We start from the raw sequence: 321 nt of genomic DNA, 5'->3' as shown, positions 1-321 counted from the left end.
ACAGCGTTGTTTGCACATCATTTTGTTCTTGCACGGTGTCTATACTGAGTAAAAAAGCAACGCCTGCGGCTAGAATAAAACCAGCCAAACTTAACGATTTAAAACCGCGAAAAACAGCACATAACGCCAAGGAAATAACCGTGAGCACGGCAAAAGCGAACCAAGAAAACAACGCTGAAGACACAGTGAGTAACCCAATACCTCCTGCCCATAACATATCATCATAATGATATGTTTTCAGAACGTTTAACTTCCCGCCTTGAGTACACAGTAGTACCACTGGTAAGCCCGTGAGTAATGTGAGCAATGAGCCTTCAAACC

1 protein-coding gene is annotated in these 321 nt (G+C 43.3%); it reads right to left on the bottom strand.

Annotation, left to right across the window (positions count from 1 at the left end; all coding sequences use genetic code 11):
• Positions 1 to 321: hypothetical protein (locus CWC11_RS22945; protein ID WP_171038530.1), on the bottom strand; the 321-nt coding region annotated here is incomplete at both ends.

Source organism: Pseudoalteromonas sp. S3178 (assembly GCF_005886985.1).
Classification (GTDB): domain Bacteria; phylum Pseudomonadota; class Gammaproteobacteria; order Enterobacterales; family Alteromonadaceae; genus Pseudoalteromonas; species Pseudoalteromonas carrageenovora.
This window is presented reverse-complemented; position numbering and strand designations above follow the sequence as displayed.